Source organism: Rosistilla ulvae (assembly GCF_007741475.1).
Lineage (GTDB): Bacteria > Planctomycetota > Planctomycetia > Pirellulales > Pirellulaceae > Rosistilla > Rosistilla ulvae.
Genome location: NZ_CP036261.1, coordinates 93,515 through 118,961 on the forward strand (window position 1 = coordinate 93,515; position 25,447 = coordinate 118,961).

General features: G+C 58.4%; 15 protein-coding genes and 1 CRISPR repeat array. Of the genes, 6 read left to right on the top strand and 9 right to left on the bottom strand.

The features are described 5' to 3' along the window. Positions 1-126 precede the first annotated feature (126 nt). The 3 genes from EC9_RS00380 (at position 127) to EC9_RS00390 (ending at position 3,911) form a co-directional block, all read left to right on the top strand. Positions 127-1,296: a pseudouridine synthase gene (locus EC9_RS00380; RefSeq protein ID WP_145341391.1), complete on the top strand. Its 1,170-nt coding sequence runs from the start codon at positions 127-129 to the stop codon at positions 1,294-1,296. 205 nt (positions 1,297-1,501) lie between these two features. Then, positions 1,502-2,374, top strand: a complete 873-nt coding sequence (locus tag EC9_RS00385; protein WP_145341393.1) for a dihydroorotate dehydrogenase electron transfer subunit — start codon at positions 1,502-1,504, stop codon at positions 2,372-2,374. A gap of 268 nt (positions 2,375-2,642) precedes the next feature. Beyond that, the gene (locus EC9_RS00390) at positions 2,643-3,911 is read left to right on the top strand and encodes a trypsin-like peptidase domain-containing protein (protein WP_145341395.1); all 1,269 of its coding nucleotides are present in this window, start codon (positions 2,643-2,645) and stop codon (positions 3,909-3,911) included. A gap of 379 nt (positions 3,912-4,290) precedes the next feature. Then, positions 4,291-5,411: a CRISPR direct-repeat array (repeat unit 36 nt; unit sequence GCTTCAATGAGGCCGTGACTCGATGGTCACGGAAAG). A 207-nt stretch (positions 5,412-5,618) separates the two neighbouring features. Here EC9_RS00390 and cas4g/cas1g read toward each other — a convergent pair. From cas4g/cas1g to cas7g, 6 genes are all read right to left on the bottom strand, one after another. Continuing rightward, positions 5,619-7,415 (bottom strand): CRISPR-associated endonuclease Cas4g/Cas1g, encoded by a 1,797-nt coding sequence (cas4g/cas1g, locus tag EC9_RS00395; RefSeq protein WP_218934479.1) that lies wholly within the window; start codon positions 7,413-7,415, stop codon positions 5,619-5,621. Positions 7,416-7,666: 251 nt separating this feature from the next. Continuing rightward, positions 7,667-7,957 (bottom strand): CRISPR-associated endonuclease Cas2, encoded by a 291-nt coding sequence (gene cas2 / locus EC9_RS00400; protein ID WP_145341397.1) that lies wholly within the window; start codon positions 7,955-7,957, stop codon positions 7,667-7,669. Between the two features lie 137 nt (positions 7,958-8,094). Further along, a complete protein-coding gene (cas3g, locus tag EC9_RS00405; RefSeq protein ID WP_218934480.1) occupies positions 8,095-12,243 on the bottom strand; it encodes a type I-G CRISPR-associated helicase/endonuclease Cas3g in 4,149 nt (1,382 codons plus the stop codon). Positions 12,244-12,586: 343 nt separating this feature from the next. After that, a complete protein-coding gene (gene tnpA, locus EC9_RS00410) occupies positions 12,587-13,030 on the bottom strand; it encodes an IS200/IS605 family transposase (RefSeq protein ID WP_218934481.1) in 444 nt (147 codons plus the stop codon). Positions 13,031-13,033: 3 nt separating this feature from the next. Further along, positions 13,034-14,689: a type I-G CRISPR-associated protein Csb2 gene (csb2, locus tag EC9_RS00415; protein WP_145341404.1), complete on the bottom strand. Its 1,656-nt coding sequence runs from the start codon at positions 14,687-14,689 to the stop codon at positions 13,034-13,036. Beyond that, positions 14,689-15,984, bottom strand: coding sequence for a type I-G CRISPR-associated RAMP protein Csb1/Cas7g (cas7g, locus tag EC9_RS00420; RefSeq protein ID WP_145341406.1), 1,296 nt, complete (start codon positions 15,982-15,984; stop codon positions 14,689-14,691). Before cas7g ends, csb2 begins: the two co-directional genes overlap by 1 nt. A 643-nt stretch (positions 15,985-16,627) precedes the next feature. Between cas7g and EC9_RS00425 the strand changes: the two genes are divergently transcribed. After that, positions 16,628-16,870, top strand: coding sequence for a hypothetical protein (locus EC9_RS00425; RefSeq protein WP_145341408.1), 243 nt, complete (start codon positions 16,628-16,630; stop codon positions 16,868-16,870). Between the two features lie 94 nt (positions 16,871-16,964). Next, the gene (locus EC9_RS00430) at positions 16,965-17,327 is read left to right on the top strand and encodes a helix-turn-helix domain-containing protein (protein ID WP_145341410.1); all 363 of its coding nucleotides are present in this window, start codon (positions 16,965-16,967) and stop codon (positions 17,325-17,327) included. Positions 17,328-17,385: 58 nt separating this feature from the next. Here EC9_RS00430 and EC9_RS00435 read toward each other — a convergent pair whose 3' ends face one another. The 3 genes from EC9_RS00435 to EC9_RS00445 all read right to left on the bottom strand — a co-directional run bounded on the left by EC9_RS00435 (position 17,386) and on the right by EC9_RS00445 (position 22,590). Then, a complete protein-coding gene (locus EC9_RS00435; protein ID WP_145341412.1) occupies positions 17,386-18,378 on the bottom strand; it encodes a helix-turn-helix transcriptional regulator in 993 nt (330 codons plus the stop codon). A gap of 866 nt (positions 18,379-19,244) precedes the next feature. Next, positions 19,245-20,165, bottom strand: a complete 921-nt coding sequence (locus tag EC9_RS00440) for an efflux RND transporter periplasmic adaptor subunit (RefSeq protein WP_218934482.1) — start codon at positions 20,163-20,165, stop codon at positions 19,245-19,247. A 4-nt stretch (positions 20,166-20,169) separates the two neighbouring features. Beyond that, the gene (locus EC9_RS00445; protein WP_218934483.1) at positions 20,170-22,590 is read right to left on the bottom strand and encodes an efflux RND transporter periplasmic adaptor subunit; all 2,421 of its coding nucleotides are present in this window, start codon (positions 22,588-22,590) and stop codon (positions 20,170-20,172) included. Between the two features lie 392 nt (positions 22,591-22,982). Here EC9_RS00445 and EC9_RS00450 point away from each other — a divergent pair, with 392 nt between their 5' ends. Continuing rightward, entirely contained in the window at positions 22,983-25,355 is a 2,373-nt protein-coding gene (locus tag EC9_RS00450) for a TolC family protein (protein ID WP_145341418.1), read from the top strand. Positions 25,356-25,447 lie beyond the last annotated feature (92 nt).

Sequence of the window (25,447 nt, forward strand, 5' to 3'; positions counted from 1 at the left end):
TCAGTTTGAGGTATCAGCCGGCACGCGCTAGCGTCCGGTTCTCCGGACAACCGGACGCTAGCGCGTGGCGGCTGATTTGCGCAGAGACAAATTACTGATTGGCCCTGCATCATCAAGTCGAGCCAGATGCCCAACCCGCCCCGCAAAAAGAAGAGCCCTCAAACGAAAGTCGCCAGCGAATCCGAGACCTCCATGGTGCGGCTGCAGCGCGTGTTGGCATCGGCCGGATTTGGCAGCCGGCGGAAGTGTGAGGAGTTGATCACCGAGGGGCGTGTCGATATCGACGGCCAACCCGTCATCGAACTCGGGACCCGCGTCGATCCGCGCGCGTCGAAGATCCGCGTCGACGGCGTCTCGATCAGGCCGGCCAAACTTGTCTACTTCGCGCTCAACAAACCTGTCGGGATCGTCACGACCAACCGCGATCCGCAAGGTCGCCCGCGAGTGATCGATCTGATCAACGAACACCAACGCGTCTTTCCCGTCGGTCGATTGGATCGCAACAGCGAAGGTCTGATCTTGATGACCAACGATGGCGACCTTTCGGAAATGCTCGCCCACCCGCGGCATGGCGTTCGGAAGACCTATCAGGTGACGGTGGCGGGACTGGTTCAAGCCGAGACGCTCAAGCAGATGCGAGAAGGAGTCCACTTCCACGAGGGACGGTTCCAAGTCGATGGCGTCAGCGTGAAGCGGACCCGCGGCAAAGCGACCGAGTTGGAGATCGTGCTTCGCGAAGGAAAGAACCGCGAAATCCGCCGGATCCTGGCTCGGTTGGGACATAAAGTCGTCCAGCTGAAGCGGACAGCGATCGGAACATTAAAGCTGGGCGATCTGCCGACCGGCGCCTATCGGCCGCTAGACAGTCGCGAAGTCAAGAAGCTGCGCGATGAAGTCGCTGCGTCGCAAGCGGCTGCCGAATCCGACCAACCGCCGCGTCCTCGCAAGGGCGGAGCGCGAAAGGGTGTCGCTCGAAAAACCGGCCCCGCGACCGGAAGACCTACTGCGGGCCGACCCACTGCTGGCAAGCCGTCAGCTGGCGGTAAGATGGGAGCTGGCCGAGGGAAGGGCGTCGGGCGAGCGGCCCAAGCCAAGCCGGCTGGCCGACGACCCGGATCAAGCGATATCATTATTTCGTCCGAATCGACCGGCGGCTTGGGCGGGACCGTGATCGGAGCTCCCGAACTGGCAGCTCCTCCGGCGAAGCCCAAGCGTCCTGCGGCGGGCCGTCGCGGGACCAAGAAGGGTGCAACGCGTGGCGGTGCCGCAGCCCGCGGTAAACGCAAACGCCGATAGGCAGACGAACACGCCGCGGGGCATATGAACACGCCGATAGGCCAGGAAAGGCGTTAGATCTTTCCGGCCGTGGCAAAGCTTTCGTTCGGCGGACGATCTCCGCCGCCGCAGCGTCTCCGATTGGATCGCTGCTTCGCAACATCTCTGTTGGCGACGGAGGTGTATCCCACCCAGCAACTGCATCATTACTCGCGAGGATCGCTCGATGACCAGCCCGCTCCATGCTCAACACTACGCCGACTGTGCTGCTTCGCTTCGAGCGGTTGTGACCGCGTCGGACCTGATCGCCGAAAAGACCTACCGCCTGCGGTTGCACGCTCCGGAGATTGCCAGTCAGATCGTGCCGGGGCAATTTGTCATGATCCGCTTGGACGGATTCAACGATCCGTTGATCGGTCGCGCTCTGGCGGTCTACCGCGTCGTCGCTAATGGCGATCAACCGCCGGAGGAGTTGGAAGTCGTCTACATCGCCAAGGGCAAACTGACGACTCGTCTGGCTCGCATCCAAATCGGCCAGCACATCGGCATCTGGGGACCGCTGGGCAATGGCTTTCCGACAGTCGAGTGCGAGCATCTGATCATGGCCGCTGGTGGAATCGGTCAGACTCCGTTTCTGGCGTTGGGATCCGAAGCCTTGGGCCGCGAATCGTTTCCGGGGCGGACCAGCGGTTACGCCGCCCGAGCGACATTGTTGTACGGAGTTCGCAGCGCGAGCCTCGCCGCTGGCTTGGACGACTTCGCCGCCGCCGGGATCGATCTGGATCTCTGCACCGATGACGGTAGTCTTGGGACGCAGGCGTTGGTCCCCGATCGCTTGGCAACCTTGTTGGCCGCGCCCGATCGCGCTGCGTCGACGCGCGTCGTCTGCTGTGGTCCCGAAATCATGATGGAGCGAGTGGCCGAGGTTTGCGCTGCGGCGGGCGTTCCCTGCACCGTCTCGTTGGAAACTCCGATGGCTTGTGGGATCGGGATCTGTTTCTCGTGTGTCGCCAAAGTTCGGCAGGCCGATGGCGAATGGGACTACAAGCGAACCTGCGTCGAAGGGCCGGTCTTCGACGCTGCTAGCGTTGTCTGGTGATCCACCAGGCTGGGGTGACTTTAGCGATTCTTTTCCGAATTCCAAAATTTCTGCCAACGGTCGCTATTTCGTAAGTGACCGCGCCGCAACAGGTTGCGGATTGCAAGAGCGATTACCGCAGCGCAACTTGCACTTGCTCCAGTTGCTGCTCTGCAGCACTATCCCGACTTCGTTCGACCTCACCCGCGCCGTGAACCTGGCAGCATGGATGCTTGCATTGGGGTTCACTTAGGCTCGTTTGATAGCCGTCCATGGAGGGACTTTGGCAATGCACATGTTGTGCTATTTATTGCTCGCCGCTGGCGTTTCCGGCAGCAGCGATTCGGTTCTCGTCGAGTTCACACAGCCCGGTTGTCACGCTTGTGTCACGATGGAACCTGTGGTTGGCCAATTGCAGCGCGAAGGCGTTGCGATCCGCCGCGTCGACGCTGCTCGCGAAAGTCATCTCGTTCAACGCTATCGCGTTACCAGTTTCCCAACCTATCTTGTCCTTTCCGGCGGCCGCGAGATCGCTCGCCTGCAAGGGACACAACCGATCCAAACGCTGCGGCAAGCACTTGCCAACCGCCAGGGCCAGCGGATCCGCGACACCGGGGCTCGAAACGTTCAACCGGAAGTTCCGCAGACACCGTTGTCCGCCGTTGCGGCGAGTCCTGTGTCTCAGGCGATCCCCGGCGAAGCGATGCCCAGCATCGATCTGGCACAAGCCGTCGAACGCGCTCAAGCTGCAACGGTTCGGATTCGCGTTCGCGAACAGGGAGCGGTAGGTGTTGCGACTGGAACAATTATCGACACACATGGGGAAGAGGCGTTGGTGCTGACCTGCGGCCACGTCTTCCGCGATTCGCAAGGCAAGGCACCGATCGAGGTCGAGCTGTTCATTCAAGGACAGATCCACACCGTGCCGGGGCAACTTATCGATTACGAAGCGAAGACTCGCGACATCGCCTTGGTCTCGATCAAGCCGGGCTTTCCGGTTCAGCCGGTTCCTGTGATCTCGAAGGATCAACTGCCGGCATCGGGGACCGCCGCGTTCAGCTTTGGCTGCGATCGCGGTGCCGATCCAACCCGCCGCGACACGCGGATCACCGCGGTTAACAAATACAACCAACACCTGGGTGCATCAAATCTGGAGATCGCCGGCGCCCCGACGATCGGCCGCAGCGGCGGCGGATTGTTCGATCACCAGGGCCGAATCGTTGGCGTCTGCAACGCCGCCGATTTTGAAGATGACATCGGGATCTATGCCGGCCCGGGGACGATCCAGTGGCAACTGGACCGCGTCAACCTCGCCTCGCTCTATGAAGCTCCCGCAGCAATTGCATCGACGACGCCGCGATCCAATGTCCCCAAACCGCCGACGCGTTTAGCCGCCGTCACGTCGCCAGCTGCATCCGCCCCCGCGGCACGAATCGCCTCCAATCAGGAAGTGATCGTGATCCTTCGCGACAAGAATCGCCCCGACACCCCGACTCAAATCAAAACCTTCGACCAACCGACAGCCGACATGCTAAAACTGCTCGGCCTAACCCGGTAACAACACGATCCCATACCAGCACGAAGCGCAAGCGAGTGAACCCCACCGCACCGACGTTTGGCGTTCGATCACTCGCTAGCGCGTCGTGCAGGTATGTCGATCGCCAATCACCGGTCTTCTGCAAAGCGAACAACGTTCCCATACCAGCACGAAGCGCAAGCGAGTGTTTTTTACGGCACCGACGCTTGGCTCTCGATCACTCGCTAGCGCTTCGTGCTGGTATATCCAACGCCGCCCCCACGCCTGTGCTCACTGCGGGACCGCTGGGAGCCGCAACGCCGTCGCAGGACATTTATATCCCCCAGCTTCCATGAGTCGCTGACTGGTTGGTGCTCGGAGAGCCGAGGTGAACCTGCGACCTGTTGACCCCCAGTCAGACGTTTTAATGAGGCCGTGACTCGATGGTCACGGAAAGGCATGGATCAGGCCGGGAAAATAAAAGCAGAGCGTGCTTCAATGAGGCCGTGACTCGATGGTCACGGAAAGCTGATCGGCACCGTCGTGGTGTTGGTCTATGAAGGGGTGCTTCAATGAGGCCGTGACTCGATGGTCACGGAAAGCTGGATATACAAAGGGGCTTGAACCGATCCACTACTGCTTCAATGAGGCCGTGACTCGATGGTCACGGAAAGTCCAGGATCCCAGCGAAGTCGCCGTCGCCAGGATCGCTTCAATGAGGCCGTGACTCGATGGTCACGGAAAGGTCATATTCTACCTGTTGCACAGAGGAACCGTTCGCAGGGCTTCAATGAGGCCGTGACTCGATGGTCACGGAAAGGTGAAGTGAGTGAGGCCATTCTGGATTTTGACCCGCTTCAATGAGGCCGTGACTCGATGGTCACGGAAAGTGGGGGTGGGCCTCCGCGGGTCTTTGTCCCGAGGACAGCTTCAATGAGGCCGTGACTCGATGGTCACGGAAAGAGAACGATTGAGCAAGCCGAGAAGCGACATGGCATGCTTCAATGAGGCCGTGACTCGATGGTCACGGAAAGTCCACTGTGTACTTGTTAGACTTGCCGCGGATTCGGGGCTTCAATGAGGCCGTGACTCGATGGTCACGGAAAGTGTACCGGCGCACGCGTTCCGGCGTTTTGGCAAATCGCTTCAATGAGGCCGTGACTCGATGGTCACGGAAAGGCTGGCGGTGTGGATGTGCGGGACAACTTCTTGGCCGCTTCAATGAGGCCGTGACTCGATGGTCACGGAAAGACTTCGCTACGCTTCGCCGCCTGCTTCCGCTCCGCCTGCTTCAATGAGGCCGTGACTCGATGGTCACGGAAAGGAGGATTTCACCTCGGCCGCTGAGTCGTCAGCAAGCCGCGCTTCAATGAGGCCGTGACTCGATGGTCACGGAAAGCCGAAGCAACCGCCGCCAACACGGCGAGGATGGCAGGCTTCAATGAGGCCGTGACTCGATGGTCACGGAAAGGCCGCCAACACGGCGAGGATGGCAGCAAGGAAACCGCTTCAATGAGGCCGTGACTCGATGGTCACGGAAAGAGCCCAGGGGGCTGAGTGTACAATTTCTGCGGCTGCAGCGGAAGTCTGCGAGCGGTTGTCGGGTATGGGAGCTGACGGGAGGTGGGAGTGCATTGAGTTGGTTCCTTGTACTGGGATTTGCTCGGTTTTTGGACTGCGAGCGGGGGGCCGGTTTTTCACGGCACCTGGCCGCTCGCAGTTCTCAAGGTCCAAAAAAATGAAGTCGACTCAGCGGGTTACGAAGACCGGAAACGTCTCGATCTCGCCGCGGACCATCTGCGCCATCAGCCGCGTTTGGATTTCCAGCAGCCGTCGATAGCTGACTCGATATTCGAACAACGGATGGGTTACCAACTGATCCATCCGCAATTCATAGGCGTGAAAAAACGCTTTGCGGCCACTGTCCGAAAGGAAGACTCCGCGGCCCCCAGGCACAAAGTGCTCCGGCGTTAGCATCCGGTTGTTGACTGCGGAGAGGACGACCGATTCGGCAATCAGCGGGCGAAACGGTTCCATCAAATCCAACGCCAATGCGGGACGGCCGGGCCGCGGCAGATGATAGAAACCGAGGTAGGGATCCAGTCCCACGGCGGCGGCTACGACGGTCAGGTCTTTTGCTAACAAGCTGTAGGCCAGGGAGAGCATCGCATTGATCGCGTCGCGGGGCGGTCGTCGGTTGCGGCCGTTAAAATCGAAGCTCCATCGTGGCGGTGCGGCGATCGCTGCGTCGGGATCAGCCGGCGCGTCGCCTGGTTTAAGCATCCCCGAAAAGGCACCGAAGTAGAGTCGGGCGGCGGTCCCTTCGACACCTAACAATTGATCGGCGCGAGTGACGTTGTGCAATCGCGCGGCGATCCGTTTCAGTTCGGAAATGATCTCCGTCGGCGGCGATATATGGTTTCGCATCAGCAGCACGCGGCAGTTGCGAATCTTGCCTTCGATCAACAGTTTAGCAATCGCAAGGCAGCGGGCGGGGTCGTCTGCGAGGCGGAACTGCTCGCGGCGCAGCAGGATGTTTTTCAACCCGGTGCCTTGCAGCATGCCGTGAAAATAGCCGCGCCGAGAGAACATCACCATCGGCACTTCCAATGCGCACAGCGTCTGGATCGCCTGAGTCGACAGTTGGATGTTGCCGAACAGATTCACTTGGTTCAGTTCCCTCAGTCGCACCTCCTGCAACAATTTTCCCTCTTGCTTGACCTGCAACACCTCACTCTTTTTGCCCACATACAGCCCTTGAGTGGTCAGGTAGAGCGGTCGTTGTTCATCGCGGGCCGTGGTTGGTAAGCGAGTTGCCGCGTCGCGGTTGGGATTGCGGTTGCTGCAGCGGTTCGTCTCGTCGGGTAGACAGATCGACGACAGCGAGCAGTGCGGGCATTTGGGGCTGTCGACCAGCGGCGGCGGTGGCATCGGCAGTTCACGCACGTGCCGTGCTTGGTCGACCGCTTGGCGAGTCAGTTGGATCAGGGCGTCGTCGATCTCGATCTCGACGCGTTGGCGGGTCTCGTTGAAGTAGAGGATCCCACGGTCACACTGAAACCCGTTTTCGCGCAGGACCAGAGCTTGCAGGCAGATCTGCACGCGTTCGGGAGGCCAGGCGCCGATCTGTCCGTCGACGCCACGCCGCGGTCGGCCGCGCTTGTAATCAACAGGCGTCGCCAGGTTCCCCGTCGCTTCGACTAGATCCAGCTTGGCGATCACGCCCAGTTCATCGCTGGCCAGTGTCACGCTGCGGGCGTGAACCGGAACCGGTTGTGCTGCGGGATCAATTTCCCTTTCGGGAGAATCGGTTTCTTCATCGGTGGTCTCTTGTCCATCGACGAGATCGATCAAAGCCAACGGATCGACACGGGCGTCGACTCGGCGGTGGACGACATCGCCGTCGGCGGTGAAGCGGTTGCGTTGAAAGAGTCCCTCGACATGCATCAGGTAGAACAAACGAGGGCAATAGACAGCTTCGTTGATCATCCGAGCCGGCAGGTATTCGGCGTTTTTGATTGGGGCGGCGAATGTGGCGGTGGTCATGTTGGGTCTCGCAGGTGATTGAAGGAACACAGAACATCCGTGCGGGAGTTTTTTGTAAGCCTCCTTTCATCGTTTCCAAACGCATTTTGGGGAGAATCGAACTTACGTCGGCCCGCCCCGAAAAACTCGCTAAACGCTCGTTTTTCGACCCTCCCTGCTCGCGCCGGGCGGGTGAAATTGTGGGGGATTCAGTGCGACTTAACGATTGCGCGCCCTTTGCGTGGGAAAGTGCAATCGCTGATTTCGATCGCTCAAACGATTAAGCAAGGGCTGGCCAGGGCGGTGTAGGGTTGGCCCAAAGCTTCGATTACTCGCTCGCCTCGCCCGGTGGCGGGGCCGAGATCGACCAACAACACTTGGTCGTTGGAATGATGGATGATCTGGCTCAGTTGGTCCTTGAGCGTGATCAGATCGTGTTGGCTCAGCTGGCATTCGAAGACCGAATACTGCAGATGGTCGCCCCAGTTCCGCATCGTCTTGTGGACTTTGCGGAGCCGTTTATCGTCGCGGATGTCGTAGGTGACGAGAAAGATATTTCGCATGGAGAGTGCTCAGGGAGTGGCAGAAAACAAAACGAGCAGCCTCCATGCGCCGCCGGGTCCATTCGTGAAACACGAACGACCTCGGCGGATGCATTGCTTGTTTTCAACCAGATTGTGAAAGAACAGGAAGAGTTGAACTAAAACGCCAACGCGGTCGCTGGGGTTAGGTTCGGTGTTTTGCCAACGAGAATTCTTTGACTGCGGCAGACCTTTCCAATACCCAAGGGAAGCAGTTCGTCGTGTTGAAGGTTGTCTAGCTGAAGTTGCTGGAGTGAAAGCAAGGTCGATACGACATCCATCGAGGCGGGAGTGGTCCACAATGGCCAAGTCATAAAGGTGTTGGAAGCACGCAGCCCGCGGAATCCCACCGTTCTCAATCTGTCTCCTACAGGGATCGATTGAAAGAGAGGCCATGCTTCCAACGCCAGTCGGTTCGCACCGATCATGCCGCCGTTGGACTTGCGCGTTGGGTCACCACTGGGGGTGTGCCATTGGTAGGCATGGCGTCGATCTTCTCGTGGTTCAAGATGCAACGAGACACCAGCAATTGGATCGGCATAGTCCCAAGGTTCAAAGAGTGTGCGTGAGAGGTGGGACGCGGCGGTTACGTCTAACAGGCCGCGGATGGCGATCGAATGATAATCGCGTCGCGATGTCTGCAACTGGGAAATGGCCTCGGGCGATGCCGAATCGGATCCGCTGCAGCTGGTCCAATCGGCGTCGCGTCGATCGGATAGGGAAGCAGCTTTCGCGATCTGAAGATACAGCGAGCGTCTCTCACTCGCATTTTCGCATTTTGCCAAAAGGCTGGGGATGCGGAGCGCGGGATGTTGCAAGTCTTCACTGGTCAACTGCTGAAGGAGCGCGTCGAGCACGGTGTCACTGTCGAGCGACAGCTCGTCAAGTGATCCAATCATCGGTCGCCATCCTCCATTCTGAGAGATCCAAGCGAACTGAAGCGGTCTTTCAGGAAACGCTCGGCTGAGCGTGGCGAATGTTCCAAGAGCCGCTAGGAATCCTAACGGCCGAGTGCCATCGATTCCCGCTAAGACAAGCTCGGTTCGTTTTTTGGGAGCTGGCCGACTATCGTCACGCTTCGTAGTGGGGAAATCGAGTTTCTGTGGCTCCCCGTTGCCGGGCTTCGCACTGGCGGACCAGTCGGCAAGTCGCAAGATCGACTCCAGGAATGCGAGGCCCCACCATCCGAATCGACGATTCAGCTTCCAAAACTGTCCAGCGATACCCGAATCGATTTGATGTGCGGGTGTCCAGTCGGCGCGCTGTTGATGCGAGATCGCGGCGCCGCCAAACGGCTTGAGACTAAATCCGGGCAAGGTTTCGTCGACAGCGATGGGAGCCAGTGGCCGCGCGAATCCATGATGCGATGCGATCAAATGGCTCATCAACGTCATGTCGCAGGTTTCCTTGTGTTCGAATTGCTGCAACAGATCGACGCTCAACATTTCATGTCGAAAGCCGGTGTGTAGTTCGCTGCGCCCGCGACCTCCAAGCTGATCCGATTTGGCCCACAGCGTTCGTTGCATGTAGGCAACCGCAACGGGTTTGCCCAGCAGCATCGCCTGGAATCGCGGGTCGGATTTACCAACATCATGTAGCTTGGCCGCAGCGTGGATCGATGCCTCCAGGTCGCTCAGCGGCAAAGCGTTGGTTAACCGCAACGACTCGGCCCAGACGTCCGCTAGATGTTGGTGGAGCGACAGTTTGGATGTCTCGAGCAGCGTGTCGTCGTCATCGAAGCTCGCCATGGGCAGCGGAGGCATCCCGCCGATTCGTTCGGTTTGAAGTCGCGTCGTCCAGGCGATACCACCTGGATAGCGTTCCAGTTTTTGAACTTCCTGGCGATCGATCAATCGAGCCAGTTTGGGGAATGAGTTGAGATTCTTGGGGGCGTCGGAATCGAGCGTCAGTGGTTCTTGCAAAGACTCGCGAACTTCGTCGATGATCGATTCTTTCGAGAATCCGACATCGGATGTTCCACTGGCCTTGAGACGCGTCAACAGCGCATCAAACAAGGGGCTTGTTTCTGGATCGGGAATCAGCTTTTTGTGGGCTCGCAAGATGTAACGGGCACGGCTCTGTGAAAAGGCAGCTTCTGCAACATCGATCGACGCCAACGGCTTGTCGGTCTGTCTGGGGGATTTCTCCTCCGTTGAATCTCGCGGCTCAGTTGGCGATTGTTGCCAAGGATCGGAAATCGGTTCTGCGGGCGCTCCCGGTACGTGACCAAACTGGCTCCAGCCCCCAAATTCTGCCGGAATCACAATCGTTGCATTGGGGGGAATTCTGTCGAGGTTGCGAGATTTGCTGACGAGGAAACTGGAACTGTGGTTGTCGCCCCGATCTGTCGTTTGGCCATTGCTACGCTGGGCTTGGATTCCCTGCCAAACCAACAGACACCGATATCGAGCGTTATCCGAAGTGGCGGTCGAATTCCTTTTTTCCGCCTCGGGCTCTGCTTCTCCTAGGACATCGCTCGTCGAGTCGGGTTGGTCTTCTCCGCGAATCCATTGTTTGAGTGCATGTAGAGGCACGCTCAACAACTCTGCTGAAGAAGGCGGGCATGCGGCCACCGCTTCGGTCCAAAGTTGTTGGTGTTTGTCGTAGCCTTGGTCGTTGTTTGGCTTCGCTGGAAATTCCAAATCCGCTCGCCAACAAACTCGAACTTCCGCCAATGTGTTGTCGGTTCCGTGAAGGAACATGGCGACATCGGGTTCAGGAATTGGACGCGGACTGGTTTGGCAGAGCATGTCCAAGTGGGCCGGCATGAGAACGGGAGCATTGGGAGCCGGTGCGGCTAGGTCTAGATCGGTCGGATTCGCCTGAATCAGCGCTTCGAATGCCTTAATGCCAAAGTCAATTTCTTGTTTTTCATCGACTAAGGTATTAAGCCAGTGCCATGTTCGGGCCAATGCGTTTCCATAAACCGGATCGTACGGCTTTTCGTCGTTCAGTTTTGAAATCGCGGGAATATCGTGTTCCGCGGCAACAATTACTCCACGGCAGGTCGATGCGTTGCCCAGTCGATTCAGTCGACCAAATCGTTGCCGAAGCGCGTCGAGCGATGCACACTGAGTGACCATGCCGTCAAAGTCGAGGTCGGCACCCACTTCGATGCATTGCGTCGCGACCACGAATTGGGGATGGTGTTCATCTTGACTGGCACCGGAACCGAAACGTTGCTGTAGTTCGTTTGTCAGCGAATCGCGGTCGCATGGTCGCATTCGGCCGATCATCAATCGACTCTGATCATGTTTCTTTTGGGCAAGCAAGTGATGAGTTGCTTTTGCGATGGCAACACGATTCACCACGATGGCAATTTTTTTGCACCCCGATTCGGTTAACTTCATCGCCTGTTCGACAAGTTGCTTCGCGAGTTTATCGGCAAGTACCTTGCCTTTGGCACCTGGAGCGTCGGTCAACTCAACTGGCTTTTTGCATTCATGCCTACGTGCCAGCACTTTGTCAACTTTGTAGTCGGACTCTTCGTCGAGGGTGAGGAGCGTTCGATCTGACTGGTCGCTCGGTGGCGTTGCTGTCATTTGCACCAGAGAAAACGGGAGATCGACAGGTTGTTCGAACCAGTCGTTGCCGCGATAGCGTTGGATTGCTTCTACCGTTTGGCTGAACGGGCGCGAGCAATGGGCTTCGTCCAGAATGACCAGACTGTCGCACGCGGTCATTGCAGCATGGATTGGCAGGTTGCGATCCGATACGCCGTAACCTCGGAACAGCATGCGTGACCCGACTTGGTCGACAGTGCTTGTCAGAACGGTTGGCTGCAATGGTGAGCGAACCCAAGCGTCGTCTCGGTAGATTCCACCTCGCAGTTCAAAGCAGTCCAACGGCGGTGCAGTTGGATCGTTGGCCAGCATTCTCAACCAGGTTGCCACGCGCAAGAGAATGTCGTTTGGGTTGGCAGTTTTGTCGTTTGCAGCATCCCACAGTTTTTCGGCCATCTTGCGGGTTTGGCGATAGGCTTCGTTGACGACAATGCGGCGGTCGACAACGAAGAAAATTCGGCGCGGAGCGGTGCGAATGCCGTTGGGGTAATTCGCTTCGCAAGCCTGGAACGCCAACGCAAAGACGGCGATGTCGATAGCCGCAGTCTTTCCGCTAGAGGTTGGCAGCTTTAGATAGTTGGGCCATTGCCCGCGACAGGCCGCTGTGGCAAGTCGTTTTTGCCATGCGAATGGCATGTATCCGTGGATTGCTTCGTAAAATGCCGAGAAGTCTTCGATGGCCAACGGTTTTGTTTGCGCGATCATTGTTGGAAGGTTGGGCATAATCTGGTACCGCATTTGGGAGGTGGTTCGAAGATGACGTGATCTGGCATCCCGTCGGGATGCGTGTGGGGTGGGGCTTGGCAACCGGAGGTGGCGCTGCGCTTACCTCCGGCTAATTGCTTAAACGCCGCCGGGGTGTTGGTTGGATGACTGCGAAGCAGTCGCAGCGATTAGCCGGAGGTAATCGTAGTGCCACCACCGGAACACGTCGGTGTGTTGGTTGGATGACTGCGAAGCAGTCGCAGCGATTAGCCGGTGGTAAGCGTAGCGCCACCACCGGAACACGAACCACCGATGAGACCGCATCCCGCAGGGATGCCAGCGTCTACTCCAAATATTGAGGATCATATTCAACTCCTGCCCGTTCTAACATGAAGATCAACTCGTTGCGGAAACTTTGCTTGCGATGATGTTCGCGCTGACTTGCGATGTATTTCTGCACATCCTTTCGCGCGGTCGCGCTCACGGAAAAGGCTCCGTATCCTTCTTGCCAGGCAAACGCTTCCACTCCAAATTCTTGGTGGACCCACTTCGACGATTCCTTTTTCAGTTCGCGCATCAGGTCGGCGATGCGATGGATCGGCTTAAATCCAACCAGCAGGTGAACATGGTCTTCCACGCCGCCTATCCCTTGCGGGAAGGCGCCCAGGCCAGCCAGAGTGCCTCCGAGGTATTCATGCATTCGAACCTCCCAGTTGGGGGCGATCATCGGTTTCCGGTTTTTCGTGCTGAAGACGATGTGGCAGTGAAGGCTGGCATAGGTCGACATGATTCACCTCGATGTGTCGTGGATCGGTTTACAAAGCCCATAACCACTAAATCTACCAGCGCCAAGGATCACGGGGCCTGTCACTTGATCGTGAAATTCAATTCTCGCATGCACCTGTGGACGGGTGGGCTTCCCCGCCCGCGAGGGCATTGGCATGAACCCGTCTCCAAGTCGTGTTGTCGCTTCGCGTTCCGAGTCGCCACGCAGGCGACGCCGTTTCGACACGGCCCGCGGAACTCCGCGATGCCAGGAAGTTGTATCGATCTCCACGTTGCTGGGTGTCGGTAGACCCGCCCGCTTGCACGCCAATGCGATCGTTTCGGCAGCTTCGGCGTTCCATCGCATTCGGTCAGTCGAACGGTCCGACTTGGGGTAGCGATCCAGGACGACTGGTGTGACGCTCGCCCACGCGGAGCTTGGTCGGGTCCAGGTGGCGTTTTGAAGTGTCTTTGCAGCTGTCGCCTCCGATTCCATGCACAACGTCCAGACACCCAAGTTCCCGAGCTTCAGTTCAATGGGGCGTTCGTCATCGTTCTTGTCTAACAGCAAGCCACGCAGCGCCTCGCCGCGTGTTTCTGGGGCGATCTGTTTTGGCAATGCGATGGCAAGTCCCATCAGGTGTCCATCACCATATTGCCCACCCGCATAAGGGAGCGCAACGAATGCAGCGTGAGGATCGGTCGTCGCATTGCCGTTGGCTTCGTGACCGCTGAGCCACACCGGCGGAGGCTGAATTTCGCAGTTGGCCATGGCCGCGTCGCGCAACCGTTTGGTCAACGCAAGCGAATCTTGAACGCCTAGGTTGGGGCCATCGAGCTTGCGAAACACAAGCAGTTGGGAATCAAAATGCTCGCCTTCGACGACTTTCCGCCTATTGGTGGGACCGGCGTCGCGGGCATACCCCTGCCATTGTCCGAGCACTGGCGGCGTCGGTTCTGGCGGACGCAAAGACGATTTGAAGGGCATGCCAAACTCCAATTCAAAAGTCGCCTTTGCCTTGCGCTTTTGCGTTCCTTTGGACGATGAGATCGTCTCAGCCAAATCAGCGAAGCGGTCGATTCGATCAGCCCCACACGCGATGCGCAGACGTTCGAACTCCCCTTCCCCCGCGATCCGCAACTGAACCTCGGCCCCACGTCGGGTCGGTTCCCAACGCGGGCGGTTTGGCGTGCCAGCATCGATCTGAGCCCAGGCTCTTACGAGTGACGACGAATGCCCGACGCGGATGACGTTGCTGCAAATCCGCTGCAAGCCATCGAGATGGGAAGCGAAGTGCTCAACATCGTGCCAAACAAATGTCACCGTTGCGTCGTCGGGAATCATCGTAGGAAAGGCTCGCTCCTGTTTCGACCGACTCAATCCCGGTGCGGTTTGCAGCAACGACTTGCTTGCCGTCACCTTGTCGTTGACTGGGACATAGACGGCGTGACGTGAGCGTCTGTTTCCATCACTCGCAAAAATATCTGGCGGAGGCAATTGTTCGAGCCACTGCAGCGCAGCAACGTCCGCGGCATCTTCCCCCATCTCAAAACAGGTCGCTGCCATCGCCATGAACAACCGCCCCGGATGCGGTGGCCATTCCGCCGTTTCACGGTTTGCAACGTCCGCTGCGACGTAGCGTCCGGTGAGCAATTCGACGTCGATCGAAAACGTATTCATCACTCCCCTCCATCTTCAGCACCGCTGGTGACCGCCAACTCCTGACTCTTGCGAACCAAGTCGACAAGCTTCTGCGCTGGCTTCAAAACGAGAGGTTCGGTGTTCCAAGGCAGTTGGGCTTCGACAGCTTTTGCGATCGATTCCTCTAGCAGCGCAACGGCTTCGTCAGCCGAAATCATAAATTGTTCAGCCGATTCGCCAGGCTGAGCCAACAACTCCCAAGTAGGCTTTTCTGTTGGCCATAACAGGCATCGCGACCGCAGATCGAGACCTCGTTCGCTCGCTAAGGCAGCGCTGCAAACTCCCAAGGCTGCGAGCGCGGTTTGTGCAACCAAATTTGAATCTGCGTCCGTCTTGGACGATCCGTGCGGTGGGAACCGCAAACGCCGCAGGGCGGGGAACGAAAGTACGGTTGTCTGTTCTGCATAAGCGATCGTCACTCCACCCGCCAGATAGATTCGTCGGTCAGCGTCTCCAATGGGATCTCTGCCTGTCTCCGAAAGGGAGGGGGCGATATTTCCATGGTTGACTTCCGACGGCTTACCATCTTTCCCGGCCAGCCTTGGCTTCTTCTTATCCATTCGCGCTTGGTTTGCATCGAGCGTCCAGTCGCCGTTTTTATCTTCGTATACCGGTCCCGATTTCAACTGAATCGCAAGCGGGTCGATTCGGCTGCTCGTCTTGACACCCAGTTCTGCATCGATGCCGATGATCTCCGATACCAGTGCTCTTTGGAATTTCACTCCTAGACCTCCTTTGGGCCCGGTGGAATCCCAGATCCCAAAGATCAAAGCTGTTGGGCAGAGCTCAAGCAGCGGTGTGGCGTTGCGGAGTGTCGCCTGACTGAGTTTTTTGCCGAGCGTGGTCGCCCGAAACGCGACGCCATCGAGTTCGCTGTCGCGCAGGATCGCGTCTGCGACACGATGTGGTGCCTGCAAGCTTGTAACGCGGCCAATCGGTTCGTACAGTCCAGCATCTTCTGAACCGGGCTCGACGATCGGGATCTCGCCAAAGTCGACTTCGACAACGGGGATTTTGATACGTTCATCGTCCACTGCATCTTGAAGTGCTTCTTCAAATCGGTTTGCCTGACTTTGAACCGAGTCCATCAGAACGCATCGCACAGGCTGGTCTCGCCCCGGTACGCGCCGATACTCCATCGCATAGACGGCTCCCGCATAGGTTGGCGGAAAGACCTTGTCTCCCTCGCCACCCGCAGGTTGCAGTTTGGTTCGGCAGCGCAGTGCTGCACCGGTCTTTACGGCATCTTTTAGTTTTGAATAGTCAAATGGCATTTGTGTCTGCTCCTAGATCTGGTGTTGCAAAAAGAAAAGTTAGAACCCGAAAGGATTGGTGTTAACAGTTGGTCGGTATGTCGCATTCAAGCTTCGTTGTATTTGCCGTTTGAGTGTTAGCCCCGGTTGCATTTCCTGTTGGGTATGCATAAGTCAGTTTTTGTCCCCGAAGGGATTGCAGCCATTAGCCGTAGGTAAGCGAGGCGCCACCTACGGCTAATGTCAAACAAACAGGTTTTCGACCCCGAAGGCTGTCGCAGCAATCAGGCTGCGACCACCTTCGGGGTCGTATATCGCGTCGCTTTTCGTCATCCGGTGGTGTTCGCTGCGCTCGACCACCGGCTAATGGCTTTAACGCCTTCGGCGTAGGTTGACTTGTGTATAACTGCCAGGTTTAGCGGCGCCGGGCCCAGCTAACGCCCAATCCGACGATCCGTTAGTATTGGCTACTACGTTCACGGTCGGGGCTATATCGCTGCAACTCCGGTTCGGCAGCCAATTGCTGCCGTGCACGCTTGAGACGAGTCTTGACTGTGTTCAATGAGATTCCGAGCTTCGTTGTGATCTTTCCGGGGCCGGATTCGTCCGGCCTCGGCCTCATTGTTTTTGTTGGACTTTTCGTTGATTGCTCGTTAACATATATGTGAACCTTATGCCGCATGTGCTGTTTGTCTGGAATGACGAAATCGTTGCGTACGTTGCACAGCATGGGGTGACCGTCGACGAGTTCGAAGAGGTTGTGTTGAACGCTCGTCGTGTCGATGCAAGTCGTTCGTCCGGGAGGCCTATCGTGTTTGGTGAAACCTCTTCGGGAAAGTATCTCGCTTGCGTGTTTGAATACCTCGACGACGTTCATGTCGTTCCGGTAACGGCATACGAGGTGTAGCGTTGAGAGGATTCGTGGATCGCGATGTGTGCGATTTGATGGCTTGAATGCTGCGGTCTCATTGAAGTGTCCACCTCGGAAAGGACTTGGTCTTATGAACAAGAAATCGAGTGGTAATCGCGTCGTGCGTGAGTTGACGACCGACGAACGGAAACAGCTCGAGACCGCCCGCGCGGAAACCGAAGTTCGTCGCGATTCGATCGTCGCCGAAGCGCGTGCAAGAAAACGGGCCCTCGAGGCGATGCGGAAAGATGCGCAGGCAACGATCCGGGCAATGAAAGAGGAGCGGGAGCGTCTGGGGTTGTCCTTGGCGGATGTGGAAGCACGCAGTGGGCTCAAGCGAAGCTCACTTTCGCGATTGGAAAACGATCCCGATGCCAATCCCACGTTGCTGACATTGCAGCGATATGCCGATGCGCTGCACTTGTCGCTGAGTACTTCGGTTGGCCAGCCGTGAAGTCGCAGATTGCATGTCGCCAGGATTCGATAAACAGACGTTGAGAGCATTTTGCCGTTCATCGTGCATGCCTTTCCGAAGTTGGGGCGTAATGCGTCATGGCGGCGGCGAGTTCTGCTTGGATCTCGTCGCGGAGTTCCTGAGGTTCTAAAACTTCCGCCGACGCGCCGAAGCTGAGGATCCAGCTTTTGATCTCCATCGTGCTTGTCAATTCGAATGTCGCTTCGGCTAGCGCTTGCCCCAGCACCTCGACCTGTTGGCTGGAGTGCATCCGCTTTTCTTGGATGTAGCGGGCGGCGGTGCCGGTGAAACGGACGCGGACGGTGATCGATTCCTCTCCGGCGACGACGGCAAACGCGCCGCGAAAATGTTCGGCGGCATCGAAGTCGGTGGGGCGTTCGAAACGGATTTCGGTGACTTCGGCATCGCTCATCCGGTCCACTTTCCAAGTCTTCACCATCTCCTCATCGTTATGCCAGCCGATGACGTACAGCGAGCCGCGATGTTCGGCCATCGCGTAGGGGAAGATGTCGTAGGTGACCGGTTCGGTGCTGCGGTTGGAGCGGTAGGTGATGAAGGTTGCCCGGTTCTCTTCGATTCCCAAGGTGAGGGCGTCGAGGATTTCGCCGTGGGCCGAATAGTCCGATCCGACCTGGGCGATATGAACCCGCGGCAGCATCCGTTCAAGGAACCGCTGTTCGTTCGGCCCGATCGCCGCCATGATCTTTTCGAACGCGCACTCGGAGGCTTCGCCCAGCGGTGTCCCTTGGAAGACGCGGATGCCTGGCCGGCAGAGCATCAGCGCGAGCGCTTCGTCATAGGCGAATTTGATTTGAGGCAACGATTCTTTGGACAGCCAGTAGCACTTTTGACCGTTGTCGCCGATCTGCTCTTGGATCGCCACGCCAACGCCGCGCAGCGAAGCGATGTCGCGGCGTACCGTCTTGCTGCTGACGCGCAATGCGGCGGCGAGCGATTCGACGCCTTGTTTCCCTTCGCCGTTGGCGATCAGTAATAATAGTTTCGGATGTCGTTCCGATTGGATGGCCATTCATAAAGCCCCGTTTGGATGAGTCTTTTCACCAAAGTAGGGGCTAGTGTATCAGTCGCCAGAGGGTGGGGGGCGAGTGCTGGACAAGATGTGTCCAAGCGGAGAATGTTTTTGCTGCGGGCTGTTTTGTTTGACTAATGGCGGCTTGCCGACGCCTGTGGTTTTCATACCAGCACGAAGCGCAAGCGAGTGGTTTTCGCGGCAGCGACGATTAGCTTTCGATCACTCGCTAGCGCGTCGTGCTAGTATGTTGATCGCTGATTACCGGGCTTCTGCGGGGCGAACAACGTTCCCATACCAGCACGAAGCGCAAGCGAGTGTTTTTTGCGGCACCGACGATTAGCTTTCGATCACTCGCTAGCGCGTCGTGCTAGTATGTCGATCGGCGATCACCGGTCTTCTGCAAAGGGACTCACGCTCCCATACCAGCACGAAGCGCAAGCGAGTGTTTTTTGCGGCAGCGACGATTAGCTTTCGATCACTCGCTAGCGCGTCGTGCTAGTATGTCGATCGGCGATCACCGGTCTTCTGCAAAGGGACTCACGCTCCCATACCAGCACGAAGCGCAAGCGAGTGTTTTTTGCGGCAGCGACGATTAGCTTTCGATCACTCGCTAGCGCGTCGTGCTAGTATGTCGATCGGCGATCACCGGTCTTCTGCAAAGGGACTCACGCTCCCATACCAGCACGAAGCGCAAGCGAGTATTTTTTACGGCACCAGCGCTTGGAGTTCGAGATCACTCGCTAGCGCGTCGTGCTGGTATGTCGATCGCCAATCACCGGACTTCTGCAGGGCGACTCACGTTCCCATACCAGCACGAAGCGCAAGCGAGTGGTTTTCACGGCACCAACGCTTGGAGTTCGAGATCACTCGCTAGCGCGTCGTGCTAGTATGTCGATCGTTAGGGTGCCGCTGATGCCGGGGCGGAGGAGCCATTGGGGCTGGCCGTTGGCGGCGGGCAGCTTGCGGTTGTCGGTCACTGTCCAGACAAGGTAGTTGCCGTCGAGGTCGACTTCCGGGCTGCATCGCGTGATCGTTAGATCGTCCATCACAATCGGTTCTTCGCCGGCGATCTGGAACGTTGCTGTCGCCCGCATCCCGATGATCCGGTGGGGTGCGATGTCGCGTAGATTCACGATCGCTTGGACCGTCAAGCGATCCATCCGCAGGATCCGCACCACGGGATCGCCTTGGCGACACCATTCCGATTGAAAGCGGAACTGCTTGACGATCGTGCCAGCGAACGGCGAGACACTCTCACGCTCCTGCAAATCGATCTCCGCAACCGATAGTTCGGCTTCGGCAACCTGCCGCGCGTAGAGGTCCTCGCGATGTGCGGCTTCTGCGATTTTCAGCTCCGCCGCACTGCGATCCTTGTTGCTCGCCGCACGGTAGCGTTCCAGATAAGGCGTGCGGCCGACTTCATCGAGCAGTTCGGTCTCTTTTGTATTCTTCGCCAGTTCGACTTCCGCAGCCCGAATGTTCCATTGGTTCTCCGCTTTGACTGTCGCTTGATCCAGCTCCGCTCTCGCGACTTCCAATCTCGCCTGCGATTCGTCGTCGCCCAGCTGGAACAGCAGCTGGCCGGTGGCGACATCTTCGCCAGTGCGCGCATGCAAGGTGGTCAGCAGGCCATCCCGCTCGGCGGCCAAATCGACTTGGTCCAGTATCATCAATAGACAGTCGGTTTCGACGCTCGCGGGTTGCGAACGATCCTGACCGTGACTGGTCGAACCGACTAGCAGTGCGATCGCGATCAGGAAGTGAAGTGGGGCGATAGGTTTCATAAGATCAGACATATTTGAACCAGATTCTCTTGGCCCAGTCGAAGAATTCGTAGAGTTTGCAGTAACCGATCGAGCTCCGCCCGACGTGAATGTGGGCGATGACTTCGGTCCCCGGGCGGGTGCGGACTTCGGAATCGGCGGGCTGTTTGCCGATGTCGACGTAGACGCGGATGATGTTTCCTTGGTCCTCGTCGACGTCGGCGCTGCGAGCGATCTCGCGGATCGTTCCCTCGCGGACCAAGGTGGGGTGCGAGGCGAGAACATACGACGTCTTCAAAGAGCCTGTGTCAGCGTCGTCGTTTTCGGCGGGGTTGGTTGCTGTCGGCTGTTCGTCGATCACGTCGCGAAGATATCCGCTGCGCTTATCGGCCAGCTTCAGTTCCAATTCCCAGGGGCCCTTGGGATCGGCGATCGTTAACAATTTCTGCCCCGGTTGAACCGGGCGTGCTGTCAGGCGTTGCGGCATGTCCCAGGTGACGATCTGGCCGTCGGCGGGGCTGGTGATTTGCAATTGAGACTGCTTTTCGAGCAGCAGGTCGTATTGGTCTTGAATCTTGCCGAGGCTCGCTTCAAATCCGGCGCACTGGCGGACATTGGTCTGCCGTTGTTCGTCGTCTTTAAAGTCGCCAAGCAGTCGCTGCAAGCGGCATGTTTTCAGCTTCTGCTGCGTCTCGCGGAGCTTCCCTTCGACGTCGGCGATCTCGGCCGAGAGAGCCGGATTGGAGAGGGTCAGGAGAACTTGGCCCTGTTGGACCCATTGGCCGTCGCTGACAAGCAATTGGTCGACCACGCCTTCGGTCTGCGCGTAGACCTTGCTGCGCTGCGTCGGTTGCACGATTCCTTCGCATCGCAATTTGAAGTCGGCCGGGACGAGGCTTAGGGCGGCGATGATCGCGACCAGCAGCAGCGTGATCCCGATCGCTTTGTTGCGGTGGTGTCCGCGGAACAGGTTGGTGAAGTGCCCCAGTTCTTTCCAGACCGGCATCAGGAACAGACTGTTGTGGCGGCGGGCGTTGGCGACCACGTTGACGACTGGCAGTTCGACAGCTTGCCACATCGGCAGGATCTCATCGCGGCACAACGGCCGCTGCAGACCTTCGATCGCAAGGACGCCGACGACGTCGCCGGGGCTCGCGTCGCGATCGCGAACGATGGCGGCGAGGTCGTCGGGATCGTTGGAGGGTTCCCGCTTTTGGATCAGCGGGATGAAGGCGACCGATTGCGCATCGGTCGCTTCGTAATAGATGTCCAGCAGTCGCGTCAATTCGGGCGGCAGGTCGGAGGCTTGCTCGGGAGACCAGATCGCCAGCCGCGCGGTGGCTGATCGCGTAGCGAGCCGCTGGATTGCGACAACCGATTCGCTTCGCCGGTCGAAGACCTGTTGATTGCTGATCGCCCGCACGACACAACTCTGCCCGCGGAAGATCGACAGACTGATTCGTCCCTCGCCAAAGAAAGCGTGCAGTTCGTTGACGACGTCAAACGCGACTTCGGTCTCGTGCAGGCTGCGGCCGACAACTTCGGCAACTCGCATCGCTCGGGCCTGTAATTCTGGCGGCTGCGCCATCCGAGCGATTGGGGCAGGGCTGGCGACTTCGGCAATCGCCCGTTCGGTTGGTTCAGGTTCTGGTGGCGATGTGTTCGTTTCGAGATCCGTAGGCTGCGTCGCGGGAATCGGAGCCGCGATCGGATCGACTGGCGTGGCCGCGTCGGGTTCATCGACGGTTTCCTCCGGGGCAGCGACTTCCTGCGAAGCACTCTCCTGTTCCGTTGCTTCGTCGGGCGACTGGTTCCCTTGAGTTGCCGTCGCCGCGATGGCGGCTAGCGGTGCGGCGGTATCGAGAATTTCTGTGGAGGGTTCGGCGTCGGGGGCGGCTGGCGCGATCGAACGTTCGAGCTGGGTCTGAACTTGTTGCAAGTCGGCCAGGGTCCAGTGGCTTGCTTCGGGAAGGCGGCTGGGTTGGAACAATTCGACGACCGCTAGCGTCTGCTGGTCGCGGCGGATTGGAAAGACGAGTTGGCGGTGGAACAGAACCAGTTCGCGAATCGCAGTATCGTCAACCTCCTGGTCGTCGTCGGGATTAGCGTGCTGGTCGAAGGCTTGGGACGATTCGGGAGTGACGAAGATGTCGGCGCGTCCTGTTTCGCAGACTTGCTCGGCGTTGGCGACGATATCGGCGGTAAAATCCGAGTCGGGTGCGGCGTCGGCCATTTCGACGCCATGGCTAGCCTGCCAGCGAAACCCACCACCATCGGGACTCCAGAGAATTCCGGCCGACGCACCGCAAGCGTCGCACAGCTCGGGCAATCGCTGGGCGATCGACGTCAGCGGGTCGTCGGGATGGACCGGTGCCGCAACGATCGCCGACAGTAGTCGCGACAAGTCGGTTCGGGGATCGGAATGAGTGGTCGTGTCGGCGGACATCGGTCTTGCAAGGCATCGGTTAAGTGGTGCGTCTGCGGGCAAGTTCGCGCGGAGATGGCGTTTACGAAGCGGCGTATTGGGCGGCGAGCAGCGGTTGAGAAACGATCGCATCGGCGATGGAAATCGTGCCTCTCCCCCGGCTGGACGCGGTGGGACGCTAGCAACAGTCTAATTTGACCGCACCCGTTGTGCAGGTTTCGGATGTCGATGTGTTTCAAGATAGGTGGTTTGTGTCGAATGTGCCACCTTTTGGCAGGCGTTGGGCGCATCCGCTGCCAGAGGAGGGAATCGGTCGATTTCGATTGGCTGTCGAGGATCGGTGCGACCGATCTAATCGTTATATTCGGCGCAGGCTGCCCGATGGTTATGCTTTCCGCACATTTGACGAGGCGATGGACTCACCCCGCCCACCAATTCGAATCGCTAGCATTTCGCTGTGTTGCGTCTTGGTTGTCTGCTGCGCTGCGGTCTGGGGTGACGATCTGGGGATCGACGAGCCGCTGATCACACCTCGCAGCCTGTATCGCAACAATCCATCGCGCTCCGTCGACAAAGGAGCGCCGCGGCCGAGAGACCACCGATTCACTGTCGAATCGGGATTGGTGAAGGTGCCTCGAGGAAACGCCGCGGCGGTGAGCGAGCCGAGGGGCGCGGAGCCCTTGCCGTCGGTAGCGCCAAAGCAGCTGGCTCGCCCGAGTGAATCTTCCGCCGCGATGCGCGTTGAATCGGCCCCGCCGGTCGTTCGCGAACCGCAGGGATCGCATCGGGAAGTCGCGCAGCCGGCAGAGCCAGCCCCTGCGTTGCCGTCGATGGGAGAACGGTCGCCAAGCCGCGGGTTGCACGAATCGCCGGAATCATCGATTGGGCGGGTCGAGGCATTGCCGCAGATCTCGACGTTGTATTTTCCCGTGCGGCAGCGCCGGGTCGCTGCCGCAGCGTTGCCTGTTTCGGTTGAGGACCAGGCTGGCGAATCGCCAGCGGCGCGTTCGGTGCCTCGATCGCTATCGTTGGATCCGACGTTGCAGTTGAGTGCTCCAGCGCTTGAGCCCGCGGCGCCGATTCCGTTGGCAAAAGATCCGGTGCTAGTCGATCCGAACTTCGACGCTCAGCGGTTCTCGATCACTCAGATTATCGAAAGTGCCAAATCGACATCGATCTTGACCGACCGACCGGCGGTGATGTTGTCGGTCAACGATCTATTGGCGAGGACGTTGTTCCATTCGAAGACCGTCAAGATCTTGCGGATTCAACCGGTGGAAGACCGACAGGTGGTCGATCAGGAATTTGGTCAGTTCGATTGGGCCGCGTTTTTTGAGAATCGGTTGTTGCACAACAACACGCCTGTAAACCAATTGAATCAAGCGGGTGCCGGTCAGTTGCTTGTTCAAGGGGATGATCTGCAATTCCAAACCGGAATGCGAAAGCAGACGACGACCGGTGGGCAGTTCGAAGTCCGCGAATCGATCCGGTTTTTGGATGACAATTCGGGGCGATTGCAACCGTCGGACCAAGCGATCTCGGCGCTGAGTCTTGTCTATTCGCAGGAGCTGTTGCGCGACGGGGGACGCGATGTGGTGTTGAGTCAAGCGTTGGTTGCCAGTTACCAGGCCGATCAATCGCAGGCGGAGTCGGTGGCGTTGATCAGCAGCCGATTGCAGGAGGTGTTGAACCAGTACTGGACGCTGTTCGAAAACCGCGGCAACTATTTTGTGCAACTGGCTCTGACCCGCTGGGCTCACGAGACGCTGATGCAGCTGGAATCGCGGCGTCGGATCGACGCTCAGGAGAATTCGATCGAGCAGGCGCGAGCACTGTTGCTGGAAGCCAAGGCGGATCTGGTCGACGCGGAGGTGCAGGTCCGGATCGCTCAGGATAAGTTGTTCCGGTTGGTCAACGATCCGGCGTTGGATCCCGAGCACGTGGAGATCATCACGACACATCCGCCGCTGATTGGAAGCGTCTTGTTTGAGCCACGCAGCGAGCTGTCGGCGGCGCTACAGAACCGCGGCGAGATCTACGAACGGATCGCGGCGATCAGCGAGGCGGCGGTGCAACATCATGTGTCGTTGAACCAATTGTTGCCGCGATTGACGGTTTCGTTGGAATCATCGCTGAACGGGATCGAGGGGCAGCGGAATATGTTTGCTGCCAAAGCGAACAGTGTCGATACGTCGCCGACGATCGAAGCGAACTTCAACTTGGAGTTCTTTCTGAGCAATCGCGCCGCTCGAGCGACAAACCGGCAGACTCAGTTAGCGCTGCGTCGGTTGCAGCTGGAATACGAAGACACGATCGAACAGGTGCGGCTGGATGTTTCCGAATCGATCCGCACATTAAACGCATCGGCCGACGTGTTGGATCTGCGCAGCCGAACGTTGCAGGCGCGGCGAACCGAGTTGGACTATTTGAGGTTGCGTCGGGATGTGATCCCGCAGGCCGACGCCTCGGTGAGCCTGTTGATGGAGCAGTTTTTCCAGGCGTTGTCCCGATTGGTCGCATCGCAGCAGGGCTATTTGCTGGCGGTCGGCAATCAGCAGCGGGCACTCGCCGATCTGCAGCGGGCCAAGGGGATGTTGATCCACAGCAGCGATGTGCCCGGTGACGCGTTTGTCCCGGTCCCCACGATCCCACAGGCACTGAAGAAGCAGTTGCGAGGCAAGGGGGAATTGCGGTCGGATATCGACCGGTCCGTGATCCAGCCGGGCGTCCAGCGACGTTGGCAGCACCAAGCGACGCTGCAGTCGCCGACGGTGCTGGGGCGATAGGACGCCATCGATCGGTTTACGACGGGAGAGAAGGTGCGACCGTCTGCTAACGACAAAACTTCGCCCCGTCGGGGAGAGACGTCCCGATGGAG

What these genes read in the sequence shown, in the direction of transcription:
- EC9_RS00380 (WP_145341391.1), top strand. Translation starts at nt 127, where the DNA reads ATGCCCAACCCGCCCCGCAAAAAGAAGAGCCCTCAAACGAAAGTCGCC.
- EC9_RS00390 (WP_145341395.1), top strand. Translation starts at nt 2,643, where the DNA reads ATGCACATGTTGTGCTATTTATTGCTCGCCGCTGGCGTTTCCGGCAGC.
- EC9_RS00440 (WP_218934482.1), bottom strand. Translation starts at nt 20,165, where the DNA reads ATGAAACCTATCGCCCCACTTCACTTCCTGATCGCGATCGCACTGCTA.
- tnpA (WP_218934481.1), bottom strand. Translation starts at nt 13,030, where the DNA reads ATGTCGACCTATGCCAGCCTTCACTGCCACATCGTCTTCAGCACGAAA.
- EC9_RS00430 (WP_145341410.1), top strand. Translation starts at nt 16,965, where the DNA reads ATGAACAAGAAATCGAGTGGTAATCGCGTCGTGCGTGAGTTGACGACC.
- EC9_RS00435 (WP_145341412.1), bottom strand. Translation starts at nt 18,378, where the DNA reads ATGGCCATCCAATCGGAACGACATCCGAAACTATTATTACTGATCGCC.
- cas4g/cas1g (WP_218934479.1), bottom strand. Translation starts at nt 7,415, where the DNA reads ATGACCACCGCCACATTCGCCGCCCCAATCAAAAACGCCGAATACCTG.
- cas7g (WP_145341406.1), bottom strand. Translation starts at nt 15,984, where the DNA reads ATGCCATTTGACTATTCAAAACTAAAAGATGCCGTAAAGACCGGTGCA.
- EC9_RS00450 (WP_145341418.1), top strand. Translation starts at nt 22,983, where the DNA reads ATGGACTCACCCCGCCCACCAATTCGAATCGCTAGCATTTCGCTGTGT.
- EC9_RS00385 (WP_145341393.1), top strand. Translation starts at nt 1,502, where the DNA reads ATGACCAGCCCGCTCCATGCTCAACACTACGCCGACTGTGCTGCTTCG.
- cas2 (WP_145341397.1), bottom strand. Translation starts at nt 7,957, where the DNA reads ATGCGAAATATCTTTCTCGTCACCTACGACATCCGCGACGATAAACGG.
- EC9_RS00445 (WP_218934483.1), bottom strand. Translation starts at nt 22,590, where the DNA reads ATGTCCGCCGACACGACCACTCATTCCGATCCCCGAACCGACTTGTCG.
- csb2 (WP_145341404.1), bottom strand. Translation starts at nt 14,689, where the DNA reads ATGAATACGTTTTCGATCGACGTCGAATTGCTCACCGGACGCTACGTC.
- cas3g (WP_218934480.1), bottom strand. Translation starts at nt 12,243, where the DNA reads ATGATCGCGCAAACAAAACCGTTGGCCATCGAAGACTTCTCGGCATTT.